Annotated in this window: 17 protein-coding genes; 10 read left to right on the top strand and 7 right to left on the bottom strand. The window is 69.5% G+C overall.

Features of this window, described 5'->3' with window-relative positions; translation table 11 throughout:
• Nucleotides 1-42: 42 nt before the first annotated feature.
• Both JHY01_RS23275 and JHY01_RS23270 read left to right on the top strand, forming a co-directional pair.
• Nucleotides 43-2,034: a beta-galactosidase gene (locus JHY01_RS23275; RefSeq protein WP_205328101.1), complete on the top strand. Its 1,992-nt coding sequence runs from the start codon at nucleotides 43-45 to the stop codon at nucleotides 2,032-2,034.
• Nucleotides 2,035-2,093: 59 nt separating this feature from the next.
• Nucleotides 2,094-2,774, top strand: coding sequence for an alpha/beta fold hydrolase (locus JHY01_RS23270; RefSeq protein WP_205328100.1), 681 nt, complete (start codon nucleotides 2,094-2,096; stop codon nucleotides 2,772-2,774).
• Between the two features lie 4 nt (nucleotides 2,775-2,778).
• Here JHY01_RS23270 and JHY01_RS23265 read toward each other — a convergent pair whose 3' ends face one another.
• From JHY01_RS23265 to JHY01_RS23245, 5 genes are all read right to left on the bottom strand, one after another.
• On the bottom strand, nucleotides 2,779-3,288 hold the full coding sequence (locus tag JHY01_RS23265) for a Pycsar system effector family protein (protein WP_205328099.1): 510 nt from the start codon (nucleotides 3,286-3,288) through the stop codon (nucleotides 2,779-2,781).
• Nucleotides 3,289-3,299: 11 nt separating this feature from the next.
• Nucleotides 3,300-3,824, bottom strand: a complete 525-nt coding sequence (locus tag JHY01_RS23260) for a hypothetical protein (protein WP_205328098.1) — start codon at nucleotides 3,822-3,824, stop codon at nucleotides 3,300-3,302.
• Nucleotides 3,821-4,018, bottom strand: coding sequence for a hypothetical protein (locus JHY01_RS23255; protein WP_205328097.1), 198 nt, complete (start codon nucleotides 4,016-4,018; stop codon nucleotides 3,821-3,823). Before JHY01_RS23255 ends, JHY01_RS23260 begins: the two co-directional genes overlap by 4 nt.
• Before the next feature lie 22 nt (nucleotides 4,019-4,040).
• Complete coding sequence (locus JHY01_RS23250; protein WP_205328096.1) at nucleotides 4,041-4,721, bottom strand: Crp/Fnr family transcriptional regulator; 681 nt, start codon at nucleotides 4,719-4,721, stop codon at nucleotides 4,041-4,043.
• A 103-nt stretch (nucleotides 4,722-4,824) separates the two neighbouring features.
• The gene (locus JHY01_RS23245) at nucleotides 4,825-5,508 is read right to left on the bottom strand and encodes a DUF3159 domain-containing protein (protein WP_205328095.1); all 684 of its coding nucleotides are present in this window, start codon (nucleotides 5,506-5,508) and stop codon (nucleotides 4,825-4,827) included.
• Between the two features lie 111 nt (nucleotides 5,509-5,619).
• On the opposite strand from JHY01_RS23245, the gene JHY01_RS23240 reads away from it, so the two are divergent.
• The 5 genes from JHY01_RS23240 (at nucleotide 5,620) to JHY01_RS23220 (ending at nucleotide 10,626) form a co-directional block, all read left to right on the top strand.
• On the top strand, nucleotides 5,620-6,630 hold the full coding sequence (locus tag JHY01_RS23240; protein ID WP_205328094.1) for a hypothetical protein: 1,011 nt from the start codon (nucleotides 5,620-5,622) through the stop codon (nucleotides 6,628-6,630).
• Nucleotides 6,631-6,723: 93 nt separating this feature from the next.
• Entirely contained in the window at nucleotides 6,724-7,731 is a 1,008-nt protein-coding gene (locus JHY01_RS23235) for a low specificity L-threonine aldolase (RefSeq protein ID WP_374199582.1), read from the top strand.
• Nucleotides 7,732-7,878: 147 nt separating this feature from the next.
• Nucleotides 7,879-8,064 (top strand): bacterioferritin-associated ferredoxin, encoded by a 186-nt coding sequence (locus JHY01_RS27915; protein WP_205328092.1) that lies wholly within the window; start codon nucleotides 7,879-7,881, stop codon nucleotides 8,062-8,064.
• A gap of 173 nt (nucleotides 8,065-8,237) precedes the next feature.
• Nucleotides 8,238-8,720, top strand: a complete 483-nt coding sequence (bfr, locus tag JHY01_RS23225) for a bacterioferritin (protein WP_205328091.1) — start codon at nucleotides 8,238-8,240, stop codon at nucleotides 8,718-8,720.
• A gap of 298 nt (nucleotides 8,721-9,018) precedes the next feature.
• Nucleotides 9,019-10,626: an endo-1,4-beta-xylanase gene (locus tag JHY01_RS23220; RefSeq protein WP_205328090.1), complete on the top strand. Its 1,608-nt coding sequence runs from the start codon at nucleotides 9,019-9,021 to the stop codon at nucleotides 10,624-10,626.
• Nucleotides 10,627-10,703: 77 nt separating this feature from the next.
• On the opposite strand, the gene JHY01_RS23215 is transcribed toward JHY01_RS23220, so the two are convergent.
• Both JHY01_RS23215 and proC read right to left on the bottom strand, forming a co-directional pair.
• Nucleotides 10,704-11,147 carry a GNAT family N-acetyltransferase gene (locus tag JHY01_RS23215; protein WP_205328089.1) on the bottom strand — a complete coding sequence of 148 codons (444 nt, stop codon included), beginning with the start codon at nucleotides 11,145-11,147 and terminating at the stop codon, nucleotides 10,704-10,706.
• Between the two features lie 34 nt (nucleotides 11,148-11,181).
• Entirely contained in the window at nucleotides 11,182-11,988 is an 807-nt protein-coding gene (proC, locus tag JHY01_RS23210; RefSeq protein ID WP_205328088.1) for a pyrroline-5-carboxylate reductase, read from the bottom strand.
• A 151-nt stretch (nucleotides 11,989-12,139) separates the two neighbouring features.
• Here proC and JHY01_RS23205 point away from each other — a divergent pair, with 151 nt between their 5' ends.
• The 3 genes from JHY01_RS23205 to cydD are packed head-to-tail and all read left to right on the top strand — an operon-like array spanning nucleotide 12,140 to nucleotide 16,330.
• Nucleotides 12,140-13,546 (top strand): cytochrome ubiquinol oxidase subunit I, encoded by a 1,407-nt coding sequence (locus tag JHY01_RS23205; RefSeq protein WP_205328087.1) that lies wholly within the window; start codon nucleotides 12,140-12,142, stop codon nucleotides 13,544-13,546.
• 22 nt (nucleotides 13,547-13,568) lie between these two features.
• Complete coding sequence (cydB, locus tag JHY01_RS23200) at nucleotides 13,569-14,564, top strand: cytochrome d ubiquinol oxidase subunit II (RefSeq protein ID WP_205328086.1); 996 nt, start codon at nucleotides 13,569-13,571, stop codon at nucleotides 14,562-14,564.
• A complete protein-coding gene (gene cydD, locus JHY01_RS23195; RefSeq protein ID WP_205328085.1) occupies nucleotides 14,561-16,330 on the top strand; it encodes a thiol reductant ABC exporter subunit CydD in 1,770 nt (589 codons plus the stop codon). Before cydB ends, cydD begins: the two co-directional genes overlap by 4 nt.
• Nucleotides 16,331-16,335: the final 5 nt, after the last annotated feature.

Raw genomic sequence — 16,335 nt, 5'->3', positions numbered from 1 at the left:
TCCTCCGGCGATGACCATCCGAGCACCGAAGGGCCAGCCGTAATGGCACATCCGAACACCGACGTCATCCCCACCGTCGAAGGCCTCGCCTTCGGCGGCGACTACAACCCCGAGCAGTGGCCGAGGGAGGTCTGGGACGAGGACGTCCGCCTCATGCAGGAGGCCGGTGTCAACGTGGCCACCGTCAACGTCTTCTCGTGGGCGAGCATCAATCCCGGCCCGGGGGAGTGGGACTTCGAACAGCTCGACGCCATCATGGACCTCCTCGCGGCCGGCGGGATCAAGGCCGATCTGGCCACCTCGACCGCGTCGCCGCCGCCGTGGTTCTCCCAAGCCCACCCCGAGACCCTCCCGGTCAACGCCGAGGGCATCACCCTGAACTCCGGCGCCCGCGCCGAATACTGCCCGAACTCCCCGGTCTACCAGGCCGCCGTCGTCGAGATGGCCTCGAAGCTCGCCGAACGCTACGCGGGCCACCCCGCGCTCGCCATGTGGCACGCCGGCAACGAGTACTACCGGTCCTGCTTCTGCGACGACTCCGCCGCCGCGTTCCGCGAGTGGCTCATCGGGCACCACGGCGACCTCGACGGCCTCAACCGCGCCTGGGGCACCACGTTCTGGTCCCAGACCTACAGCGACTGGTCCCAGGTCCTGCCCCCGCGCGTGTGCGCCGAGACCCCGAACCCCGCCCTCGTCCTCGACTGGCAGCGGTTCTGCTCCGACGCGCTCCTGCAACTCTTCCGCTCCGAGGCCGACGCCATCGCAGAACACAGCCCCGACAAGCCGATCACCACGAACCTCATGGTCACCGGCAACTTCAGTGGCCTCGACTACCACCGCTGGGGCGAGCACGTGACCGGCCCGAACCGGCTCGTCGCCACCGACCACTACCTCATCCCCGAACAGGCCGACGGCATTCCCTGGTCGATCCAGGCCGCCTTCGGCGCCGACGCCTCCCGCGGCCTCGCCGCGGGCAGCCCCTGGCTCCTCATGGAGCAGGCCGCGAACTCATCGGCCTGGCGCCGCGGCGGCTTCCCGAAGCGGCCCGGCGAGCTGATGCGGCACTCCCTCTCCTACGTCGCCCGCGGCTCCGAAGGCGCCATGTACTTCCAATGGCGCGCCTCGCACTCCGGCGCCGAGCGCTACCACTCGGCGATGGTGCCCCACGGCGGCGCCGACTCCCGGGTGTTCCGCGAGATCAGGCAGCTCGGCGCCTGGCTCAAGGACCTCGCCGAAGTGAAGGGCTCCACCGTCGACGCACGGGCCGCGCTCCTCCTCGACTTCAACTCGGTCTGGGCCGCGAAGACCCCCGGGCAGCCGTCCTCCGACATGGACACCTACCCGGAGCTGCGGCGCTGGCACGCATCGCTCTGGCGGCGCGGCGTCACCACCGACCTCGCGAACCCCCAATGGGACCTCAGCGGCTACGAGTACGTCTTCGCGCCGCACCTGTACCTCCTCGAGGACGACGCGAACCTCCGCGCCTACGTCGAAGGCGGCGGCACCCTCGTCGTCGGCCCGTACTCGGGCATCGTGGACCGCAACGACCGCGTCCTCCCCGGACTCCCCGGAGCACTGGGGGACCTCATGGGCGTCCGCGTCGAGGAGTTCCTCCCGCTCTGGGAGGGCGAGACCGTGACCCTCGACAACGGCTGGGCGGGAGCGACCTGGTCGGAGGTGACCCACGCGACGGACGCGGAGACCATCGCGTCCTTCAAGGGCTACCCGGAGACCGGAGCGGTCTTCCGCCGCAAGCTCGGCCGGGGCGAGGTCTGGTACCTCGCGACCCGTCTCACGGACCTCGACCCGTTCTTCGAGCACATCGGCGTCGCCTCCGACTTCCCGGGAGCACCCGCCGACCTCGAACTGGTGCGCCGCACCCACGCGGACGGCCGCACCTACGTCTTCGCGCTCAATCACGGCAAGGACCCCGCCAAGGTCCCCGCCGCCGGCCGCAACCTCCTCACCGGCGAGGCCTGGGCCCCGATACGCTCCCTCAAACCCGGCGAGTGCGCGGTGATTCGCGAACGCTGAATGTCGCACCCGTCGACTACCGTCGCAGGGACCCCACAGCACTCACTGAGGAGCCCCTGATGTCCGCGATCGTCTTCGTCCACGCCCTCGGTTCGAGCGCCGCCGCCTGGCAACCCCAGGTCGCGGCGCTCGCCGAGCGCCACAAGGTCCTCGCCCCCGACCTCCCCGGCCACGGCGAGGCCCCCGGCCCCTTCGGCCTCGAACCAGCGGCGTTCGCGATCGCCGAACTCATCGCCGCCGAACCCGAACCGGTCCACCTCGTCGGCATCTCCGTCGGCGCCACCGTCGCGATGCTCGCGGCCCTCGACGACCCGTCCCGGGTCGCGTCCCTCGTCCTCTCCGGCGGCACCGCCCACGCCCCCGGCGTCGCACTCCAACGCAACCTCATGCGCCTCATGCCCACCGGCATGATCACCGCCCTCATGTCCGGCATGTACGCCGGAGGCCACCCCGAACGCAAGGCCCAGGCGAAAGCCGATCTGCGCTCGGCCGGCAAGCAGGCCTTCATCACCGGACTCACCGAACTGGGCGCCCTCGACCTCCGCCCACGGCTCGCCGACCTCGCGATCCCCACGCTCGTCCTCTGCGGCGCCAAGGACAAGGAGAACCTCAAACCCGCCGAGGAAATCGCCGCCGCCATCCCCGATGCCCGCCTCGACGTCATCCCCGACGCAGGCCACATCTGGAACCTCCAGTTCCCGGACCTCTTCACGGCGAAACTCACCGAGTTCATCGCCTGACAGCTCAACCGGATGCGGCGAAACCGATCGCGGCGATCGCCATGAGCGGCGCGGCAACGGCGAAGCAGGCCATTGCCGCGCGCACCCTCCGGAACTTGTCGAGCGCCAATGTGGCCAGCATCGACAGTTCCTCGGCCGCATCGAGAAGTTGGCGCTCAGGATCGTTCGAGACTCGCAGAGTCGTCTCGATTATCTCGTCGGCGGAGCGCTTCGCGCTCGACCGAATTCCGGTCCGACCCGCAAGCCGCGGCCAAACGGCCGCTCCCAGAAAACCGATGCCGACGAGCATGGACGCCGCTGCCGACCAACCGAAGACGCTCCCGACGCTGATGCGCTCAGTTAACGACGGCGCGGCGAGCAATAGCGCGGTGATCGGGATGGCCCCCGCGGCCAGTAGCGCCGCCTTCGTATCAGCGTGGGTCACGTTGATACGCGCGTGGTCGATCTGCCGGTAGACCTCGCTGAGCGCGGTCTCGGTGTCCAGGGGCGGTGGGGTTCCCATGGTGTGCTCCATCAACTTCGCTGCTAGATAACAGCATCGCATATTTCGGGTCGGCGCAGTGGTTGCGGGCCATGGCGATGCAGATGCTCCTCGATCGCGGACAGATCGTCGCGATCCTTGTCGCGATCCAGCAGGCGTTTGTAGGCGACGACTTCGTGAAGCGGCAGGTATTTCAGCCCGTCGATCACATCGGCCTCGTCGAGCAGCGATGCCGTATCGCTTTCCGGCAGCAGCCAGGTCTGGCAGACTTCCACGATCCCTCCATAGAGACGAGCGATCTTGTCGCCGGTGTACTCGCTCGTTCGCAGCGGCGCGGCATCGAAGATGATCGCGTGCTCGAACGCGAGCTCCATCGCCCGCCGCCAGGTCTCGCTGCCCGGTCGGGCGAGGAGGTCGATGTCGGAGAGGCGCGGCGTGATGCCTCCCGCCCACAACCGCGCGCTGCCCGCGAGCACGAAGTCGTCAGGGTCGAAGTCCGTTGGAACATGCTGACGGAGCAAGTTGATCAGCTTGAGGCCCCCGTAGACCTGCCTCCGTACCCGGTTCACTGCGGTGGTTTCCCGTCTGTCGGTCGTCTCGGGCGGCTCGCGGTGTCGGAGAGCGACTGCTGCTCTTGGCGGTGCTGCCGTTCGTGCCGGATCAACTTGAGCTGGATCATGGTTCCCGCCGCGGCGGCGAGCGCCGCGATCGAGCCGATGATCGCGGTGATGAGCTCGATCAAGTCGGGGTCGAGGTCCGACATGGCGGATCAGTCCGTTCGAGGTCTAGATGAGGGAGCGGTCGCGGCGCATGGCGAGCACCTCGATCGCAGTCTTGTCGTGGATGATGAATCGCTCTCGCCCGGTCGAGACGGAGCCGCGCACTTTGAACTCCTTGAGCACGGCCGAAACCGATTCCCTGGAGATGCGGGCCAGGTCGGCGAGGTCGGACTGGCTGAAACCGGCAATGGTGAGCCCGTTCTTTCCCTCCACGCCTATCCCGGAGTCGACGATGCGCAGGATCGCCCGGGCGAGTCGCCGTTCGCTGGTCAGAAACGACTCCTCCTGCACCTCGCCGAGTTCGCGGACCCGCCTCGCGAGCCGCCGGGTCAACGCCAGATGCACCTGCGGATTCGATTGGAGGAGTTTGAGGAAGACATCGCCGGGAATGTGCAGCACGTCGATCGGCGTCAGCGCGACCAGATCGGCGGATCTCGGCTCACCGGTGAGGGGAGCCAGCTCACCGATCATCGAACCAGGGCCGTGGATGCCGAAGATCGCCCGTGGATCCTGCGCACAGGACTTCACGTGCCCGGTGCGGAGATAGACGACATAGTCCGAATGCTCGCCGGCGCGCGTGAGGATCGCGCCCTTCGGGTACGAGACCGCGTGCGCCTCAGGCTTCAATGCGTCCTGGTCCTCATCGCTCAGTAGAGGATGCCACAGAACCTGATTACGGTGTTCCATATAGTTGAGTGTATTGGTGCACACTACGAAATCGGGTCAGCGAAACGCGCACTGTCGGGAAACCGACCGGAATTCGTTTCTGTTGGGGTGGAAGAGGATCGCGTTACGGCGCGGACTTCTCCGGCGCTTGGGCCTCCACCGGGTCCACGGGATGCCGGATGCCCGGGTGGTCCTTCGGGAGGATCACCCGTATGACCCAGCCGCTCACGATGAGGCACAGCACCAGCAGCGGCCACGACAGCGCCACCTGGGCGACTCCGCCCGCGACGACCGCGAGGCGTTCGGCGTCGCTGTTCCAGAACGGGGTCAGGATCGCCACGCGCACGGCGTACATCGCCACCCAGACCCACGACGCCGCGCTGTAAGCGCGCAGCAGGTCCGGGTCGCGGCGCCAGCGGGTCTTCTGCCCCAGGAGGCCGCCGACGATGAGACCGAGGAGCGGGCGGCGGAAGACGATGAAGCCCGCCCAGACGAGGGCGCTGGCGGCGTTGGAGACGATGCGGGGGAGGAGGATGTCCTGCGCGCGTCCGGTGTAGAGGACGATCAGGCACGCGACCGCGACGCTCAGGAGGCCGAGGATCACCGCCCGGGGCTTCTGGCGCTGCTTGAGCCGGACGACCGCGATGGCCCCTGCCGAGACCAGTGAAGCCCCTGCGGCCCAACCGATCGAGTTCCCGGACAGCATCCAGGTGAGGATGAACACCACCACTGGGGCGGTGGCGTCGAAAGCGCCGCGCCTGCCGCCTAGTAGGCTGACGAGCGTGTCTTGCCGCACAGTATCGGACAACTGCCAACCCTCACCTCTCGACCCGCTACCGCAGGCAAGGCTACCCTAACCGCAGTGGCACGCCGGGTTTCGCCCGCAGCCCCACCTACGGACGGATTGGCACGGTAACGGATGCTCGGCACACACCGGATCAGTGAAGCGCAGCTCGTCGACCTGCTCCGCCGGGCCAGAAAGACCGATTTCGGGCGCTGGAACAAGGCGGACCTGCAGCGGGCCATGACCGACCTCGGTTGGCAGGTGCGCTCCGCCGAGGTCGACATCGGCATGTGGCGGGCCGAGACCGGCTACGACACCGGCAACGCCATCGCCGACTCCGTCCCGCCCCAGACCCCGGTCGCGGGACGCGCCGACTTCTACTCCATCGAGGTCATGGTCCTGCGCTCCGCCGAACGCGGCCGCCAGGGCGAGCAGCACCGCACTCTCATCTTCCGCGAAGTGCTGCGCACCATGATGAGCGAGCTCGGCGCCCCCGAGATCCGCGGTGGCGACGGCGGGCCCTGGATCCGCTGGTACCGCGACGGCCTCATCTTCGAACTGCACCTGCGCCGCTTCCACGGCGGCGTCACGCTCCGACTGCTCTCGCCCGAGCTCTTCGAGCAGCTCGAGGCGCACGCCGTCGGCAAGGGCGACATCTCCGGCTGGGCCGCCTACGCCCGCAGCGGACAGCGCCCGCCCGAGCCCGCCTGCCAGGACATGGGCGAGTTCACCGAGCGGCTCTCCTCGCTCCTGGCCGACATGGCCGCCGACGTGCCCGTGGTCGACACCGCGGGGACCGTGCTCCTGCGCACCGGCGACTGGTCGGCGCGGTACGTGGCCGCGTTCGTCGACGGCGGCCTCCGCGTCGAGGCCAGCGCCGCCGTGAGCGGCGCCTGGCGCGCCGGCCTGTCGAACCTGCCGAGCATGGGCTTCCGCGCCCCCAGCGGCTCCCAGCCGAACTGGTCGCGCAGCTTCAACTCGACCGACCGCACCGCCACCAACCAGGCCGCGCACATGATGGTGGACGCCCTGCGCGCCTTCGGCATTCAGGACCTGTTCGACATCGTCTACGACGGGTTCACCGCCGACGGCGAGCGCATGTACCTGCCCGTGCTCGGCATCGGCAACGGCGACAATCCGTACTAGGCCGACTGCGTTCGAGGCCGGGGCGGGGCGGCATGTCCGCCGTGTCCGCCTGAGCGCGCCGCGACCCGCGGGCCGCAGTAGGGTCGGCCCATGATCGTCGATCTCCGCTCCGACACCGTGACCCGGCCGACCCCGGCCATGCTCGAAGCCATGGCCGGCGCCGACGTCGGCGACGACGTGTACGGCGAGGACCCGTCCGTCAACGCCCTCGAAGCCGAGGCCGCCGCCCTCTTCGGCAAGGAGGCCGCCGTCTTCACGCCGACCGGCTCCATGGCCAACCAGATCGGCCTGCAGCTCCTGGTGCGCCCCGGCGACGAACTCCTCTGCGACGTCAAGGCCCACGTCGTCAACTTCGAGATGGGCGCCGCCGCCGCGCTCGGCGGCATCAGCACCCGCACCTGGTCCGCGCCGCACGGCCGCCTCGGCACCGCGCTCGTCGAACCGATGATCAACCGGCCCCACCCGTACGCCACCACCACCCGCGCGATCGCGGTCGAGAACACCCACAACATGGGCGGCGGCACCGTCCAGCCCATCGCGGAACTGCGCGCCCTCCGGGCCCTCGCCGACGCCCACAGCCTCGGCCTCCACCTCGACGGCGCCCGCATCTGGAATGCCCACGCCGCCACCGGCGTCCCCCTCAGCGAATACGGCGCCCTCTTCGAGACCGTCTCGGTCTGCCTCTCCAAGGGCCTCGGCGCCCCCGTCGGCTCGCTGCTCATCACCGACGCCGAACGGGCCGACCGCGCCCGCGTCATCCGCAAGCGACTCGGCGGCGGGATGCGCCAGGCCGGGTTCCTCGCGGCGGCCGGGCGCTACGCCCTCGCCAACCACATCGACCGCCTCGCCGAGGACCACGCCCGCGCGCGGCACCTGGCGCGCTCGCTCGAACCCTTCGGCATCTGCGACGCCGCCCAGGTCGAGACCAACATCGTGCTGCTGCGCATCCCCGACATCGCCCAGGTCGCCGGGTCGGCCGCCGAGCAGGGCGTGAAGATCTCCGTGCTCGGCCCCGACCGGGGCCGGTTGCTCACCCACCTCGACGTCGACGACGCCGGGATCGAGCACGCCGTGAAGGTGCTCGGCACCCTGGTCCGATAGCCGCGGGGCGGCCTGCGCCCGATGGAGTGCGGGTCGCCCGTTCGGGTCCGGGTGATCCACCGGAACGGGGGTTGCCGATCGCAGGGGAACCCAGGTAGGTTAGGCATACCTTCTTTAGTCAAGCCTTACCTGTTCGGAGGTCGGTGCGTGTACGCCTGCATCTGCCACGCGGTCCATGAGAACGAAGTCCGTGACTGCATCAGCGCCGGCGCGCACACCGAAGAGGCCATCGGCGAGGCCTGCGACGCCGGCACGAGCTGCGGCACCTGCCATGAGCGCCTGGTCGACATGATCGAGAGCCACTTCACGTCCTCGGTGCCCGCGGCGGCCTGAGTCTCCCAAGGCACCGGATTCTACGGAAATGACGGACGCTTTAGGTTGTCCTCCGTTAGGATAGGTTGTCCTATTTTAGGCATTCCTGGCTGGAAATAGGCCACCACCTGGTCCTAGTCTGAGATCGTCGGTCACGGAGCCGGCACTTGACGGACCGGGAAGGACGGATTGCAATGCAGGGCGACAAGCAGGTCATCGAATTCCTCAACGAGCAGTTGACGGCGGAGCTCACCGCGATCAACCAGTACTTCCTGCACGCGAAGATGCAGGAGAACTGGGGCTACACCAAGCTCGCGAAGTACACCAAGTCCGAGTCGATCGACGAGATGCGCCACGCCGAGGTTCTGACCGACCGGATCCTCTTCCTCGACGGCATGCCGAACTACCAGCGACTGTTCCCGCTGCGCATCGGGCAGTCGGTCAAGGAGATGTTCGAGTGCGACCGCTTGATCGAGGTCGAGGCGATCGACCGCCTCAAGCGCGGCATCGAGCACATGGAGTCGGTCAAGGACTACGTCTCGCGGGACCTCTTCAAGAGCATCCTCGCCGACGAGGAGCACCACATCGACTACTTGGACACGCAGCTGGAGATCCTTGAGAAGATCGGCGAGGCGCTGTACATCCAGTCGCTCATCGAGCAGCCCGAGGACGCGTAGCCCCGGCGAGCGCCCGAACGTTCTGAGGGGACCGGCCGCAAGGCCGGTCCCCTTTCTTCATTGCGGCAGAGCCCCTCACATCTCCGCCACAGTGGTGGGTCGGCGCCTTGACAGCCCCGACGAGAGGATCGTAACATATCAATACTTTGAATGAAAGTTTCCGAGAGTTTCGGGAATGCAACGCAGCCTCCGGTCGCCGCGGACCGGTAAGCACGGCTTCGCCGCGCTCATGAGTCCGCTGCTCCACACGCCCCCGTGATGGAGCGGCCGGACCCCTCACGGCCAAGGAGCGCCCTCAATGCCGACCACCCCGACCCACCCGGCCACCCCCGCCGCGAGCCGCCGCACCGTGCTCACGGCCGCGGCCGCCGCAGGCGGCGCCGCCCTCATCCCGGCCGGCTTCGTCGCCCTCGCCGCGAGCCCCGCCCACGCCGACGACCTGCTGCTCTCCACCGACTTCTCCTCCGGCACCACCGAAGGCTGGGTCGGACGCGGCGACGCCTCCGTCGCCGTCGACCCCGAGCGGCGGCTCCTGATCACCGGCCGCACCGCCACCTGGAACGGCGCCGCCATCGACATCACCGCGCACCTCGAGGTCGGCGTCCGCTACCAGCTCAAGGTCTACCTGCGCCTGCCCGAGGGCGAGAGCGCCACCGACCTGCGCACCACCGTGCAGCGCGACGTCGGCGACGCCTCGAACTACGAAGGCGTCAAGTGGAACACCGCCGTCACCGACGCGGCCTGGACCGAGTTCTCCGGCACGTACTCGATCAGCCAGGCCGCCGACCGACTGCAGTTCTACGTCGAATCCGCCTCCAGCCTCGCCCCGATCCTCCTCGACGCCTTCACACTCACCCGCATCGCAGAACCGGAGATCCAAGACTTGCTGCCGCTCAAGGACTTCCTCGCCGACGACTTCACCTTCGGCTGCGCCGTCGAACCACCGGAGGTGGTCGGCAAGCCCGCCGAACTCCTCGCGAAGCACTTCGCGCAGGTCACCACCGGCAACCAGATGAAGCCCGAATCGATCCAGCCGACCGAAGGCGTCTTCGACTTCAGCCGGGCCGACCAGATCGTCGACTTCGCCGAGGCCAACGGCATGAAGATCTGGGGCCACACCCTCCTCTGGCACAACCAGACCCCGGCCTGGTGGTTCCTCGACGAGAACGGCGCACCGCTCGTGAAGAGCCGCGCCCACCAGGCACTGCTGCTGCGGCGCTTGGAGACCCATGTCAAGGCGATCGCCGCGCACTACGGCGACCGGGTGTGGGCGTGGGACGTGGTGAACGAGGTGGTCGACCCCGAGCAGCCCGACGGCCTGCGCCATTCGCGCTGGTACGAGGTGTTCGGCGGGCCGAAGTACATCGAGAAGGCGTTCAAGATCGCCCGGAAGGCCTTCCCGCGCGACGTGAAGCTCTTCATCAACGACTACAACACCGAGTTCCCCGACAAGCGGGAGGCGATGTTCAACCTGGTGCAGCAGCTCAAATGCGAGGGCGCGCCGGTCGACGGCATCGGGCACCAGGCGCATGTGGACTACAAGCGCGACCCGGCCCTGCTGGGCGAGTCGATCGACCTGTTCCGCGAGCTCGGAGTGCTGCAGACGATCACCGAACTCGACGTGTCCGTCTCCGACCACATGCAGGAGAGCCTGCCCGCGACGCCGCCGGAGCGGCTGGTCGCGCAGGGCCGGTACTACAAGGAGCTCTTCGAGGTGCTGCGCGAGCGCGCTGACGACCTGGAGTCGGTGACCATGTGGGGCCTGTACGACGCGGTCTCGTGGTTGCGGTCCTGGCCGGTGTCGCGACCGCACGAGGCGCCGCTCCTCTTCGACGACCGCCTCCAGGCGAAGGCGGCGTACTGGGGCGTGGTCGACCCGACGAAGCTCGAGCCGCCCACGGCGTAGCCCGCGGAGCCCCGAGACTTCAAGGGGGACAAGACGTCCGGGAGCGGGATGAGAGATCCGGGATCCCGCTCCCGGGCTTATGCCGCCGGACGTCGCATCGTGATGTGCATGATGCCGTCCTCGTCGTACGCCTCGCCCTCTTCGGCGAAGCCGAACCTGCGGTAGAAGCCCGCCGCGTAGGTCTGCGCGCCGAGCGTCACCTCCGCCTCCGGGCCCAGGAAGTCCATCGCCGCACCGAACACCTTGGCGCTCAAGCCGGTGCCGCGCGCGGGCCGCGCGCAGCAGACCCTCCCGACCTTCCAGGCCTCACCGTCCCGCAGCACCCGCAGGCACGCGACCGCCTCGGTCGGGGTCTCGCCCTCGACCCAGAAGTGCACGGTCGCCGCGTCCAGGTCGTAGTCGTCCAGATCCGGGTACGCGCACTCCTGCTCGACCACGAACACCGCCTGCCGCAACCGCGCCAGCGCGAACAGCGTCGCGCCGTCCAGCTCGGCGAACTTCCCCCGCTTGACCTCGCCCATTCAGGCGCCCGTCCTTCCCGATATGCCCGGCCGGCTACGCATATTCCTCCGCGATCTCCCGCGCCCGGTCGCGCGCCGCCTCGATCGCGTCGGTCACCGCCGACCGCGCCCGGTGGTTCTCCAGCTGCCGCACCGCGCTGATCGTCGTTCCGGCAGGGGACTCCACGGCCTCCCGCAGTTCCACCGGCGACGCGTCGGTCTCCCGCAGCATCCGGGCCGCGCCCAGCGCGGTCTGCGTGACCAGCTCCTTCGAGACCGCCCGCGGCAGTCCCATGAGGACGCCCGCCTCGGTCATGGCCTCGGCCAGGTAGTAGAAGTACGCCGGCCCCGAACCGGAGATCGCCGTGACCGCGTCCTGGTGCTTCTCGTCGACCACGAGCGTGCGCCCGAGCGGCTTGAACAGCTCCTCGACCGCGGCCAGGTGCGCCTCGCTGGCGTGCGTCCCGGGCGAGAGCACGGTCATGGCCTCGTCGACGAGCGCCGGGGTGTTCGGCATCGCCCGGATGACCGGGGTCGCGTCGGGCAGTCGCTTCTCGAAGAACGCCACGGGAAGTCCCGCGCAGATGCTCACCACGGGCGCACCGCCGTCGAACGCCCCGCTCAGCTCCTCCAGCAGCGCCCCGGCGTCCTGCGGTTTGACCGCGACCACCACGACGTCGGCGTGCCGCACCGCCTCCGCGTTCGCCTCGACCCTGATCCCGTACGTCTCGCGCAGCTCGGCGGCGCGCTCGGCGCTGCGCGCCGTCGCCGTCACCGAGTCGCCCGACCAGCCGGCCCGCAGCAGACCCGACACGATCGCCTGCCCCATCTTCCCCGCACCCAGCACCGCGACTGTCCGCATGCCCACTCCTATCCGTTCGTCGGCCTCGGCAATTGTCCCTCGCGTTCCCCGAACGTGAAAACCCGTGCACTCGCGCGTTTCAACCCCTGAGACCGGTCGAAATGGCACGATAATCGCACCTAGACACTCACGTGCGACCTATTGGGGCGATATGGACGTTCTCGACTTGGCCCGGATGCAGTTCGGGGTCACGACCGTCTACCACTTCCTGTTCGTCCCCGTCACCATCGGCCTCTCGCTCCTCGTCGCGATCCTGCAGACCCTGTGGCGCACCACCCACAAGACCTCCTACCTGCGCGCCACCAAGTTCTGGGGCAAGCTCTTCCTCATCAACCTCGCCATGGGCGTCGTCACCGGCATCGTCCAGGAGTTCCAGTTCGGCATGAACTGGTCGGCCTACTCCCGCTTCGTCGGCGACGTGTTCGGCGCGCCGCTCGCGTTCGAGGCGCTGGTCGCGTTCTTCCTCGAATCCACGTTCATCGGCGTGTGGATCTTCGGCTGGGACCGCCTCAAACCCGCCCTCCACCTCGCGTGCATCTGGCTCGTCGCGTTCGGCACGCTCGCCAGCGCCTACTTCATCCTCGCCGCCAACGCGTTCATGCAGAACCCGGTCGGCTACCAGCTCAACGAGACCGCCGGACGCGCCGAGCTCACCGACTTCGGCGCCGTCCTCACCAATCCGGTGGCGCTCGCCGCCTTCCCGCACACGATCTTCGCCGCCTGGCTCACCGCCGGCACGATCGTCGTCGCCGTCTCCGGCTACCACTTCATGCACCGCCGGGACCTCGACGTCCACCGCCCCGCGATGCGCCTGGGCATCCTCACCACGCTCGTGGGCGGCCTCGGCCTGATCCTCTCGGGCGACTCGCTCGGGAAGGTCATGACGGCGACGCAGCCGATGAAGATGGCCGCCGCCGAAGCGCTCTACCAGACCACGTACAACGCGCCGTTCTCCGTGCTCACCATCGGCACGCTCGACGGCAGCCGCGGCACCCCGATCATCGAGATCCCGGGCCTGCTCTCCTACCTCGCCACCGGCTCGTTCAACGGCGAAGTGCAGGGCATCAACGATCTGAACGCCGAATACCAGGCGCTCTACGGGGCGGGGGAGTACATGCCGTACATCCCGCTCACCTACTGGTCGTTCCGGGCGATGATCGGCTTCGGGATGCTCGCGGTCGCCATGGCCGTCATCGTCTGGTGGTTCACGCGCCGCGGCCGCCTTCCCCGGCACCGACTGTTCTGGCCGATCGCCATGTGGATGGCCGTGACCCCGTTCCTCGCCAACTCCGCCGGGTGGATCTTCACGGAGATGGGCCGCCAGCCGTGGGTGGTGTTCAGCCTCTACGAGACGAGCGAGGCGGTCTCGCCGCGCGTCGGGCTGCCCACGGTCGCCGTCTCGTTCACCGGCTTCACCCTCGTCTACCTGCTGCTCGCCGTCGTCGCGCTCAAGCTCTTCCTGAAGTACGCCAAGGCGGGCCCGCCGAGCGAAGCGGACGCGCTCGCGGGCGTCGGCCCCTCCGACGACCCCGAGAAACCCATGGCCTTCGCCTACTGACCACCATCGACTGAGGACGCTCATGGAATTGACGACGATCTGGTTCACAGCCGTCGCTGTCCTGTTCACCGGGTACTTCATCCTGGAGGGCTTCGACTTCGGCGTCGGGACGCTGCTCCCGGTGCTCGGCCGCGACGACCGTGAGCGAAGGGCGCTCATCAACACGATCGGCCCGGTCTGGGACGGCAACGAGGTCTGGATCATCACCGCGGGCGGCGCCATGTTCGCGGCGTTCCCCCACTGGTACGCGAGCCTGTTCTCCGGGTTCTACCTGCTGCTCTTCGCGATCCTCCTCGGGCTGATCGTCCGCGGCGTCGCGTTCGAGTACCGCGGCAAGGGCGACACCGCCCAGTGGCGGCGCCGCTGGGACCGGTGCATCGTGGCCGGCTCGGTCGTGCCCGCGTTCCTGTGGGGCGTCGTGGTCGCGAACATCGTGCGCGGCGTGCCGCTCGACGCGGGCTTCGACTACACGGGCTCCATCTGGGGCCTGCTCAACGGCTACGCGCTCCTGGGCGGTCTGACCACGCTGCTGCTCTTCAGCACCCACGGCGCGTACTTCCTGCATCTCAAGACCGCCGGGGAGCTCTCCGAGCGGGCCCGGGCCCTCGGGATCAGGCTCGGCGCGGCGACCGCGCTCCCGGCGCTGGCGTTCCTGATCTGGACGCAGGCCTCGCACGGCAACGCGATCACGTTGGTGCTCATCGTCCTCGCGGTGCTCGCGCTGCTGACGGGTCTGGTGCTCGACTACACGGGCCGCGGCGGCTGGGCCTTCGCCGCTACGGCACTGACGATCGGCCTCGCCTCGGCCGCCCTGTTCTGCGCCCTGTGGCCGAACGTGCTGCCGTCCACTTCGGATGCGGCGAACAGCCTCACCCACGAGAACGCCGCCGCCACCGACAAGACGCTGGGCATCATGTCCTGGGCCGCGGTGGTGTTCCTCCCGGTGGTCCTGCTCTACCAGGGCTGGTCCTACTGGGTCTTCCGCAAGCGCGTGAGCACGGAGAGCATCCCGGCATGACGACCCTCGCACCGAGACCCGCGAACGTCGACCGCCGCCTGCTGCACCGCGCGCGCGGCGCGACCCTCTTCATCGGCGTGTGCGCCGCCCTCGGCGTCGCCCGCACCGCGTGCGTCGTCGCGGGCGCCTGGCTCACCGCGAGCCTCATCGCGGGCGCGTTCGCCGGAGGCCGGAGCGTCGACTCCCTGACGCCGCAGCTCATCGCGCTCGCGGCGGTCCTCACCTTGCGGGCGCTGCTCGCGTCGGTGCAGGAAGCCGCCGCGCACCGCGCCGGCGCGGTCGTCAAGTCCGGGCTGCGCCGCCAGGCGCTGGAGCGGCTCATGCGCCTGCCCTCGGGGAACCGCCACACCGGCGAGACGGCCGCGCTGCTGGTGCGCGGCATCGACGCGTTGGACGACTACTTCGCGCGCTACCTGCCGCAGCTCGTGCTCGCGGTGGTCGTGCCGGTCGGCGTCCTCGTGGTCATGCTCGTCGCCTACCCGCCGGCCGCGCTGATCGTCCTCATCACGCTGCCGCTGATCCCGCTGTTCGGCGTCCTCATCGGCCGGTACACGCGCACCCGCGCCGAACGCCAATGGGCGTCCACGTCCCATCTCGCGCACCACTTCGCCGATCTCGTGGCCGGGCTGCCGACGCTCAAGGCGTTCGGACGGGCCTCGAAGCAGGTCGGGGCCATCGAGGTGACCACCGGCGCCTACCGCCGCCGGTCGATGTCGCTGCTGCGCGTGGCGTTCTGCTCGGCGCTGGTGCTCGAGTTGGCCGCGAGCCTGTCCGTGGCGGTCCTCGCGGTGACCGTGGGCATCGACCTGGTCGAGGGCGGCATGACCGGCGAGGCCGGGCTCCGGACCGCGCTGCTCGTCCTGATCCTCGCCCCTGAGGCGTACCTGCCGCTGCGCAACGTCGGCGCGCACTACCACGCCAGCGCCGAGGGCCTGGCCGCCGCCGAGAAGGTCTTCGCGATCCTCGCCGAGGCCCCTGAGCGCACCGGGGCCGCGCTTGAGGAGGAAGCGAGCGGCCAGGGCGCGGGCGGGCGCTCGCAGCGGGCGGGCAGGCGAAGCGCCGCCGCGCTCGGGCAGCGGACCGGCAAGGGCTCCGCCGCACTCACCAGCTCCGCCGCCCTGTCGCACCCGCCGCTCGGCCGTGCGCCGACGATCATGTTCCGCCGCACCGTCTTCGCCTACCCGGGCCGGCAGCCGCTCCCGGAGCTGAGCCTGACGATCCCGGCCGGGCGGACCACGGTCCTCACCGCCCGATCCGGGGCCGGGAAGTCGACGCTCATGGCGTCCCTCGTCGGGTTCCGGCAGCCCGTATCGGGCTCGATCGCGTTCGACGACACCGAACTGTCCGGTCTCGACCTCGCGGCGGTGCGCCGCTCGATCGCGTGGCTCCCGCAGCGGCCGGTCCTCATCGACGGCACGGTCGCCGAGAACGTGCGCCTCGCCGTGCCGGACGGCGCCTCCGATCCCGCCGTGGCGAAGGCGATCGCGGCCGCGCACGCCCCCGCCGCGACCCGCACCGTCTCCGCCGACGGCTCGGGCCTCTCCGCGGGCGAGGCCGCCCGGGTCGGCCTCGCCCGGTTCCTGCTCCGCGTCGACCTGCTCGACCCGCCGGTGCTGCTCCTCGACGAGCCCACCGCGCACCTCGACACCGACACCGAGCAGGCCGTCCTCGACGCCTTCGCGCCCTACCGCGACCAGCGGACCGTCCTGATCGCCTCCCACCGCCCCGCGGTGCGCGCGATCGCCGACAGAGAGGTGGACTGGTGATGGGT

Origin of the sequence: Glycomyces sp. YM15 (assembly GCF_016918015.1) — a bacterium.
GTDB lineage: Bacteria > Actinomycetota > Actinomycetes > Mycobacteriales > Micromonosporaceae > Glycomyces.
The sequence above is the reverse complement of the archived record's forward strand: the minus strand, read 5'-3'. Positions and strand labels throughout refer to the sequence as shown.

Bases quoted from the DNA above. Each gene is read 5' to 3' on its own strand.
- JHY01_RS23275 (WP_205328101.1), top strand. From the start codon at position 43: ATGGCACATCCGAACACCGACGTCATCCCCACCGTCGAAGGCCTCGCC.
- JHY01_RS23270 (WP_205328100.1), top strand. From the start codon at position 2,094: ATGTCCGCGATCGTCTTCGTCCACGCCCTCGGTTCGAGCGCCGCCGCC.
- JHY01_RS23265 (WP_205328099.1), bottom strand. From the start codon at position 3,288: ATGGAGCACACCATGGGAACCCCACCGCCCCTGGACACCGAGACCGCG.
- JHY01_RS23255 (WP_205328097.1), bottom strand. From the start codon at position 4,018: ATGTCGGACCTCGACCCCGACTTGATCGAGCTCATCACCGCGATCATC.
- JHY01_RS23250 (WP_205328096.1), bottom strand. From the start codon at position 4,721: ATGGAACACCGTAATCAGGTTCTGTGGCATCCTCTACTGAGCGATGAG.
- JHY01_RS23240 (WP_205328094.1), top strand. From the start codon at position 5,620: ATGCTCGGCACACACCGGATCAGTGAAGCGCAGCTCGTCGACCTGCTC.
- bfr (WP_205328091.1), top strand. From the start codon at position 8,238: ATGCAGGGCGACAAGCAGGTCATCGAATTCCTCAACGAGCAGTTGACG.
- JHY01_RS23220 (WP_205328090.1), top strand. From the start codon at position 9,019: ATGCCGACCACCCCGACCCACCCGGCCACCCCCGCCGCGAGCCGCCGC.
- JHY01_RS23215 (WP_205328089.1), bottom strand. From the start codon at position 11,147: ATGGGCGAGGTCAAGCGGGGGAAGTTCGCCGAGCTGGACGGCGCGACG.
- proC (WP_205328088.1), bottom strand. From the start codon at position 11,988: ATGCGGACAGTCGCGGTGCTGGGTGCGGGGAAGATGGGGCAGGCGATC.
- JHY01_RS23205 (WP_205328087.1), top strand. From the start codon at position 12,140: ATGGACGTTCTCGACTTGGCCCGGATGCAGTTCGGGGTCACGACCGTC.
- cydB (WP_205328086.1), top strand. From the start codon at position 13,569: ATGGAATTGACGACGATCTGGTTCACAGCCGTCGCTGTCCTGTTCACC.
- cydD (WP_205328085.1), top strand. From the start codon at position 14,561: ATGACGACCCTCGCACCGAGACCCGCGAACGTCGACCGCCGCCTGCTG.